We start from the raw sequence: 7,416 nt of genomic DNA, 5'->3' as shown, positions 1-7,416 counted from the left end.
GCCGTTACTCAGCCGGCTCCCGCTCCTTTCGCCGGACGAGCAGGGTAGCCACCGCCAGCGCCACCAAGAGCAGGCCCATGATCCCGATGCCCAGCACACTGTCCTGGAACGCATTCTGGTCTTTGCCGAGATGGTCCTTGGCTTCGAGGGTCAGGACGACGATCGCCTTGATAGTCGCGATCATCCCCACGAGCAGGAACGGCTCCGCCACGAGCTTTCTCTCTATGAGTGTCGTGCGAACGGCACTCAGCAACTCCACGAGGATGAACGTCAGCAGCAGCGTCTCCAGCGCCACCCGGACGGCTTTCTCGGGATCTTCCATCGTCCCGGCAACCAGTTCGGTCGCGGCTTGGACGAGCAGAACGGTGGCCCCCACCGCCAGCAGGACACCTATCAGCGTGTAGATGACGTCTTCGACGATGTGCATGCCGCGATCGGTCGCGCGCCCCAGGGCGGACTGCCGCGGCGCCTTGTCGTCTTTGGCCATCGCCACAGTGTGACAGGGAGCCCCCCGGTCCCGTGTCACACTCTGAGCACATGGACTCCGTTCGCACCAGCCTGCGCAACATCGCGATCATCGCCCACGTCGACCACGGCAAGACGACGCTGGTAGACGCGATGCTGCGCCAGACCGGGACATTCCGCGCCCACCAGGAACTGGTGGACCGGGTCATGGACTCCGGTGACCTGGAAAAGGAGAAGGGCATCACGATCCTGGCCAAGGTCGCATCGGTGACCGTCGGCGACGTGAAGATCAACATCGTCGACACGCCGGGCCACGCCGACTTCGGGGGAGAGGTCGAGCGCGCCCTTCACGTCGTGGACGGCGCCCTGCTGCTCGTGGACGCCTCCGAGGGCCCACTGCCCCAGACGCGCTACGTACTCCACAAGGCGCTGGAGCGCCGGCTGCCGATCGTCCTGTGCCTGAACAAGGTGGACCGTCCGGACGCGCGGCCGAAGGAGGTCCTCGACGAGGTCTACGAGCTGTTCATGGACCTGGACGCCGACGAGTCGCAGATCGAGTTCCCCGTCCTGTACGCCATTTCGCGCGAGGGCCGCGCCGGGACGACTCCAGACGACCTGCAGGACGGGCTCGGCCCCCTGTTCGACGCGCTGCTCCGGGTGACGCCGGCGCCCATGTACACCGAAGGGCACCCGCTGCAGGTCCTCGTCAACAACCTGGGGGCCGACCCCTATGTCGGACGCCTGGCCATCGGCCGCATCCGCAACGGGACGATCAAGGCCGGGTCAAACGTCGTGGTCCTGCGCGAGGGCGAGCCGGTCGGCCCGCCGGCCCGCGTGACAAAGCTGATGGACGCCCGCGGACTGGGCTGGGAGCTCTGCGAGGAGGCCGACGCGGGGGACATCGTCGCCGTGGCCGGTCTGGGGGACATCCTCGTCGGCGACACGATCGCCGACCCGGCGGATCCGCGCCCGCTGCCGCCGCTTCGCATCGACCAGCCGAGCCTCACCATGCAGTTCGGCGTCAACACCTCGCCGCTGGCCGGCCGGGAGGGCAAGTTCCTGACCGCGCGACACGTCCGGGGGCGCCTGGAGCGCGAGGCGCTCGGCAACGTCTCCATCCAGCTGTTCGACACCCCGTCGGCGGACGCGCTGGAGGTCCAGGGTCGCGGCGAACTGCAGCTGGCGGTGCTGATCGAGCAGATGCGCCGCGAGGGATACGAGCTTCAGGTGTCCAAGCCGGAGGTCATCACCAAGGAAGTGGACGGGCAGCTGCACGAGCCCTACGAGACCGTGACGATCGACGTCCCGGAGGACTTCGTAGGAGTCGTCACCGAGCAGCTCAACATCCGCAAGGGACGGATGAAGACGCTCACCAACCACCAGACCGGCTGGGCGCGCCTGGAGTTCAAGGTGCCGGCACGGGGGCTGCTGGGGTTCCGCAGCCAGCTGCTGACCGACACCAAGGGCACCGCGATCCTCCACCACGTGTTCGCCGGCTACGAGTCCTGGGCCGGACAGATCCGCCACCGCATGACCGGGGTGCTGGTCGCCGACCGCTCCGGAGCGACCACGTCCTACGCGCTGGACCAGCTTCAGGATCGCGGGGAGATGTTCGTGGGCCCGGGGGTCGAGGTCTATGAGGGGATGATCGTGGGCGAGAACTCCCGAGCCGACGACCTGGACGTCAACATCTGCAAGGAAAAGCAGAAGACCAACATCCGCGCGGCTTCGTCCGACGAGGGGATCAAGCTCGTTCCCCCCCTGGTTATGTCACTGGAGCAGGCTCTGGAGTTCGTGGCAGGAGACGAACTGGTCGAGCTGACGCCGAAGTCGATCCGGCTGCGCAAGCGGATCCTGGACCCCAACGAGCGCAGACGGCAGTCACGCAAGGACAAGCAGTAGGAGGGAATTGGCTTGCGGAGGTCGAAGTTGTTGTCATCCCCGACAAGGAGAGCCCCAGCGATGCGCGCGATGGTCCGGATCCTGACCCTGGCCCTGGTCCTTTCGTTCCCTCAGATCGGCGGCAAGGCCGGAGCGCAGGAGGCACCCACGCGGGAGACCCACTGGCTCAGCCTCATCAACACGACCCATACACGCCCGACGAACATGCGGGTGGTGATCGTGCCTCCGGGCTACGTCAGCCGAGCCGCGATGGTGAGCGACCCTTCATGGGCCACCGGGCTTAGCCCCATTGCCGACCACCCGGGGGTGCGGGCCGCACTCGAAGCCACTTCCTACTGGCAGTGGGCCGTTGACCAGCTGGAGTCGCGGTGGCCGCACCTGGCGGGACTCAGCTACACCACGCGCGTCCTAGGCGTTGACGCCACGCCGGACGACCTGGCCAACGCCAACATCGTCGTCAACACGGCCATGGCCGGCGACCCGGTTCCTAACATCTTCCATCTCGGTGTCGGGTGGCCCACCTACCCGGCCTTCTCCAACTCGATGTCCGTCTGCACTGTCTGGAACACGGGTGCGGGCAACGCCCCCAAGGAAGACCACGTAGTCAGGCTCAGGAACCTGATCATCCACGAGTTCGGCCACTGCCTGGCTGTCGGGCACACGGGCACGAGCTTGAACGCGCCGCACCGCAGCCGGACTCACGGTGTGTTCGACCAGCACCCCACGGATGTCATGTCCAGCGTGTTCGGCACGCACCGGCAGTGCATCTCGAACATCAACGTGCAGAGCCTCGCCGAGGGCTACGACTGGCTGCGCACGGGCTCCACGTGGACACGACACGACGGCGAGACGTTCATGCTGAAGTCCGAGTATGCGGAACTGTGCATGCCGGACTCGATGAACAGGTTCTAGCGCCCGAGGGCGATCAGCCCTGCGTCACCTCATAGATCTCGTCGGCCACCAGTCCGTGCGCTTCCCGGTGGCAGGCGTTCGCGGCCTCGGCGTTGGGAGCGTCGACCAGGCAGAACCCCTTGCCCTGCTTTTCGTCCACCCAGTAGTTGATGTACTTCACGCCGTGCTTGTCCTGCACCGCCAGGTCGGCCTCGTGGGCCCCGGCGACCTCCTTGGGCCCGACTCCCTCAGGAAGATTGTGCACATCCATGAAAAGCGGCATGTCCCATCCTTTCGTCCCTGGATTCGGCACCGAGCATAGGCGCGGGGACTCCCCACCTGTCCAACCGTCCGCCGCCGCGATGGGAGCGGGGCACGCAGCATCAGGAGTCGCGGGATGCAACCGGTGGCTCACCGCCCGGCCCCCGCATCGACCGTCCGGCCATCAGCGCGAGGCCGGCCCCCGCTCCCGCGGCAGCCGCGATCAGTGCGCCGCTGTAGCCGAGCCTGGACGCGATCGCTCCCGCGGTCAGCGCCCCCACGCCGATGGCGACGTCGAAGAACATCCCCACCGTTCCGACCACCGATCCCCGCTCCGACTCGGGGGCCGAGGCGATAGCCATCGCCATGAGGGCCGGGAACGCAAGCCCCTGTCCGAGCGCGAACAGCACCGCACCCAGATACAGCCCTGCGGGGGCCGCCCACAGTCCCATCGTCAGAAGTCCCGACCCCGACGCGATCATGGACAGGACGATCGACTTGGTGAAGCCGAGCCGGTCGGGGATGCGGGCCCCCGCGCTCCTGAGAAGGAGAACCACCAGCGAGTAGGCCAGGAAGATGGTCCCCGACCCCTTCAGTCCTATCTCCCTGGAGTAGAGGGGCAAAAAGGCCGTGAAGCTGGCGAGTCCCCAGACGCTGGCGAGAAGGACGGCGCCGGGCAGAAGCCCCGCTCTGTTGATGAGCTTGCCCGGCCCCCCTCGAACCGCCGGACGGGTGTCCGGGACCCAGAGTGCGGCTACGGCTCCCATCGCCGGGGCGGCCGCCGCGGCGAGCCACACCTCGCTGAAGTGCGTGTCCCGCAGGAGCGCCTCCCCGAGGGGAGGCCCAACGGCGAGGCCTCCGTAGAGACCGAGCGAGAAGTAACTCATCGCCTCTCCGCGACGGTGGTCGGGGGCCAGGTCCTGGACGGCCGCCGCCGCCCCGACGAAGAAGAAGGCCTCCCCCAGTCCGGTGACGACCCTGGCCGCGTAGAGCAACGGGAGCGAATCGGCCGCCACGTAGCCGGCGAACGACGCGGCGACGGCGGCGCACCCTCCGACGATGATCAGCCTGCGTCCGTGCTGATCGCCGATCCTGCCGGCGATCGGACGCAGAAGCACCGCCGACAGACTGAACATCGCGAGGGTGACTCCCACGGAGAAGTTGCCTCCGCTCAGAGGGCCCTTCACGTACAGGGGCAGCACAGGAATGACGATCCCCAGGGCCGTGAAGTACGCGAACGTGCAAAAGATGATCCGCAGGAACAGCGGCGTGAGCAGGCGCTCCTGGACCGACGCCTCGGCTCGTGCCACGACGGATCACCTCCGGGCCTGCTCGGGGACGAGGGCGGATGCGCGTCAGGCATCCTAAGGGCTTCGTGACGAGACAGCCGCCGGACGCCGTGGTCGTGGGAGCCGGTCACAACGGACTGATCGCCGCCGCCTACCTCGCCCGCGCGGGAGTGCGGGTCACGGTTGTCGAACGCCGGGACGTGATCGGCGGCGCCACCGTCACCGAGGAGCTGGCACCGGGCATCCGGACGTCCGCCGCCAGCTACGCCTTCGGCCTGCTACGTCCGGACATCCACCGCGACCTCGAACTGGAACGCCACGGCCTGGTGATCCGGCCCAAGGACCCGCAGATGTTCGTCCCCCTGCCGGACGGCCGCCACTTTTTCGTCTGGCGCGACGCCGCCCGAACCCGCGAGGAGCTGGCGCGCATCTGGGCCCCCGACGCGGACGGCTACACGTCCTGGAGCCGGTTCTGGGACGAGGCGGTGCGGATCCTGCGTCCCGTGTTCGAGTCCGAGGAACCTCCTTCGCTGGACGAGCTTCAGCGGTGGCTTGGGGCGCAAGGGCGAGAGGACGTCTGGCGGCTGGCGGTAACCGGCAGCGTCGCGGACACCGTCTGCGAGTTCTTCGGCTCAGAAGAAGTGCGAGGAGCGTTCGCGACGCAGGGACTGATCGGGACGAATGCCGGCCCCCACCACCCCGGCACGGCGTGGGTCATGGCCTTCCACGCCATGGGAGGAGAGCTGGTCGGCATGGACGGGTCCTGGGCGTCGGTCCGTGGAGGCATGGGGGCCCTGGCTGAGGCCGTGCGGCGGTCGTGCGAGTCGCATGGTGTCCGGTTCGTCTGCGGGACGGCGGTCAACAGCGTCCTTATCGACGACGGACGCGCAACGGGAATCGAGCTGGACGACGGCACCCAGATACCCGCCTCCGTCGTGCTGTCGGGGGCCGACCCGAAGACGACGTTCCTGCGGCTCGTGCCGGAGGGGGTCCTTGCCACCTACTTCGAGGAGCGGGTGCAGGCCTGGCCGACGCCGGGGTCGGTGGTGAAGGTGAACATTGCCCTGTCCGAGCCCCCGGACTTCACCGCCCGGCACGGAACGGGCCCGCAGCACCAGGGGACGATCGAGATCGCCCCGTCCCTGGACTACCTGCAGGCCGCGTTCGAGTCCTCGCGGGGGGGCCGCTGTTCGGAGCGTCCCTGGATGGAGGTGTTCGTCCAGACATCGGTGGATCCCACGCTCGCCCCTGAAGGCACGCACGTCCTGTCGGCCTTCTCGCAGTACGCGCCTGCCGAGATCTCGGACTGGCCGCGCCAGCGCAAGGAGGCCGGGGACGCCGTCATCGCGACCCTTTCGTCCTATGCGCCGAACGTCGCGGGCAGCGTCATCGCCTGTGACGTCCTGGGCCCCCCCGACCTCGAAGAGCGCTTCGGGCTCACCGGCGGCAACATCTTCCACGGCGAGATCCTTCCGGAGAACTGCTTCGCCGGACGCTTCGGCTACCGCACGCCGGTGCCCGGTCTGTACCTGTGCGGCTCCGGGGCACACCCGGGCGGAGGCGTGACGGGGGCGCCGGGCCGAAACGCCGCCCGCGCCGTCCTGGGAGACTTGACCTCAGACGAACAGGTCGCCGGGAGTGGGGAGAAGCCATGAATGGATTGCGCGCCGGAATAGTTGGTTCGCTTCTGTTGATGGTGGTCGGCAGCGGTGTTGCACTGGCCGGCCATGACGACCACCACTTCGAGACGGGGCGGGAGTGCAGATCGACACGGCCGGTCAACTGCGCGCGGCAGGCAGACGGAACGTGGGTCGCTCAGTACCCGGGGCCCGCAGAGGGGACCTTCAGCGGAGTAACAGGCGGAGCCATGGGATTCGCACTGCTGTGGTCCGGACTGCCGGCGCTGATCGGCGTCCTGGTCGCACTCCACCGCCGGCAGAGCATCCCAATGGCGGTCGTATTGGGATTGGTCCTGAGCTGGGTCGGTCTGCTCGGCCTTCTTATCGGGGTCTACCTGGTGCGGCCCGAGGTTCGTACGGGGGCCGCGACTCTGGTGCCGCAGTAGTCCAAGCCGAGCTCACCGGGGGTCGCGGCGCAGGACCCGGAACGTGATCCCGCTGTCCGGGTGCTCGGCCTCCACGTGGACGACGAACCCCAGCCTTTCGTAGAAGGGCAGGTTCCTCGGCTCCCCTGTGTCCAGGTAGCAGGGCAACCCTGCCGCGTCCACCCGGTCCAGCACCGGCTGCAGCAGCTGGGAGCCGAGCCCCCGTCCCTGGCTGGACGGAGTCACCCCGACGACCATCAGGTACCAGTGCTCCGGGGGAAGCCCGGTGCGCAGCGACTCGAGGAAGTCCAGTGCGTGGCCTAGCCTGAGCACCGCGTCGGCCCCCACCACCTCTCCGAGCCTGGTCAGTCCCGCCTCCACGGCGACCTCGGGCGTCACGTCGGCTCCCGGCGGCTGCCAGACGGCCGCGCCGTCCGGGGTCTCGCCGAGCTCATACGCCTCACCCCAACGCAGGCCGAGCCGGACGAAGATCTCGAAGTACTCGGGCAGCCGCGCAGTGCGGTCTTGGGGGTCGGGCAGAACGTGGCTCAGAAGCGGGTCGTC

Annotated in this window: 8 protein-coding genes; 4 read left to right on the top strand and 4 right to left on the bottom strand. The window is 68.2% G+C overall.

Annotated features, from left to right (window positions below; genetic code table 11):
* Positions 1–4: 4 nt before the first annotated feature.
* Positions 5–487, bottom strand: coding sequence for a phosphate-starvation-inducible PsiE family protein (locus VNE62_03610; protein ID HVE91378.1), 483 nt, complete (start codon positions 485–487; stop codon positions 5–7).
* 50 nt (positions 488–537) lie between these two features.
* Between VNE62_03610 and typA the strand changes: the two genes are divergently transcribed.
* A complete protein-coding gene (gene typA, locus VNE62_03605; protein ID HVE91377.1) occupies positions 538–2,367 on the top strand; it encodes a translational GTPase TypA in 1,830 nt (609 codons plus the stop codon).
* 60 nt (positions 2,368–2,427) lie between these two features.
* A complete protein-coding gene (locus tag VNE62_03600; GenBank protein ID HVE91376.1) occupies positions 2,428–3,279 on the top strand; it encodes a hypothetical protein in 852 nt (283 codons plus the stop codon).
* Between the two features lie 13 nt (positions 3,280–3,292).
* On the opposite strand, the gene VNE62_03595 is transcribed toward VNE62_03600, so the two are convergent.
* Both VNE62_03595 and VNE62_03590 read right to left on the bottom strand, forming a co-directional pair.
* Positions 3,293–3,541 carry a DUF4242 domain-containing protein gene (locus VNE62_03595; GenBank protein HVE91375.1) on the bottom strand — a complete coding sequence of 83 codons (249 nt, stop codon included), beginning with the start codon at positions 3,539–3,541 and terminating at the stop codon, positions 3,293–3,295.
* 100 nt (positions 3,542–3,641) lie between these two features.
* Positions 3,642–4,829 carry an MFS transporter gene (locus tag VNE62_03590; GenBank protein HVE91374.1) on the bottom strand — a complete coding sequence of 396 codons (1,188 nt, stop codon included), beginning with the start codon at positions 4,827–4,829 and terminating at the stop codon, positions 3,642–3,644.
* Between the two features lie 65 nt (positions 4,830–4,894).
* Here VNE62_03590 and VNE62_03585 point away from each other — a divergent pair, with 65 nt between their 5' ends.
* The gene (locus VNE62_03585; protein HVE91373.1) at positions 4,895–6,463 is read left to right on the top strand and encodes an NAD(P)/FAD-dependent oxidoreductase; all 1,569 of its coding nucleotides are present in this window, start codon (positions 4,895–4,897) and stop codon (positions 6,461–6,463) included.
* A 212-nt stretch (positions 6,464–6,675) separates the two neighbouring features.
* Positions 6,676–6,873 carry a hypothetical protein gene (locus VNE62_03580; GenBank protein HVE91372.1) on the top strand — a complete coding sequence of 66 codons (198 nt, stop codon included), beginning with the start codon at positions 6,676–6,678 and terminating at the stop codon, positions 6,871–6,873.
* A 12-nt stretch (positions 6,874–6,885) separates the two neighbouring features.
* Here the strand turns inward: VNE62_03580 and VNE62_03575 are convergent.
* Positions 6,886–7,416, bottom strand: a 531-nt coding sequence (locus tag VNE62_03575; GenBank protein HVE91371.1) for a GNAT family N-acetyltransferase, incomplete at its 5' end; no start/stop codon positions are given.

The organism is Actinomycetota bacterium, assembly GCA_035536535.1.
Classification (GTDB): Bacteria; Actinomycetota; JAICYB01; order JAICYB01; family JAICYB01; genus DATLNZ01.
The sequence above is the reverse complement of the archived record's forward strand: the minus strand, read 5'-3'. Positions and strand labels throughout refer to the sequence as shown.

Excerpts from the sequence above, each read along its gene's own strand:
- VNE62_03610 (HVE91378.1), bottom strand. The coding sequence starts at position 487 with ATGGCCAAAGACGACAAGGCGCCGCGGCAGTCCGCCCTGGGGCGCGCG.
- typA (HVE91377.1), top strand. The coding sequence starts at position 538 with ATGGACTCCGTTCGCACCAGCCTGCGCAACATCGCGATCATCGCCCAC.
- VNE62_03600 (HVE91376.1), top strand. The coding sequence starts at position 2,428 with ATGCGCGCGATGGTCCGGATCCTGACCCTGGCCCTGGTCCTTTCGTTC.
- VNE62_03595 (HVE91375.1), bottom strand. The coding sequence starts at position 3,541 with ATGCCGCTTTTCATGGATGTGCACAATCTTCCTGAGGGAGTCGGGCCC.
- VNE62_03580 (HVE91372.1), top strand. The coding sequence starts at position 6,676 with ATGGGATTCGCACTGCTGTGGTCCGGACTGCCGGCGCTGATCGGCGTC.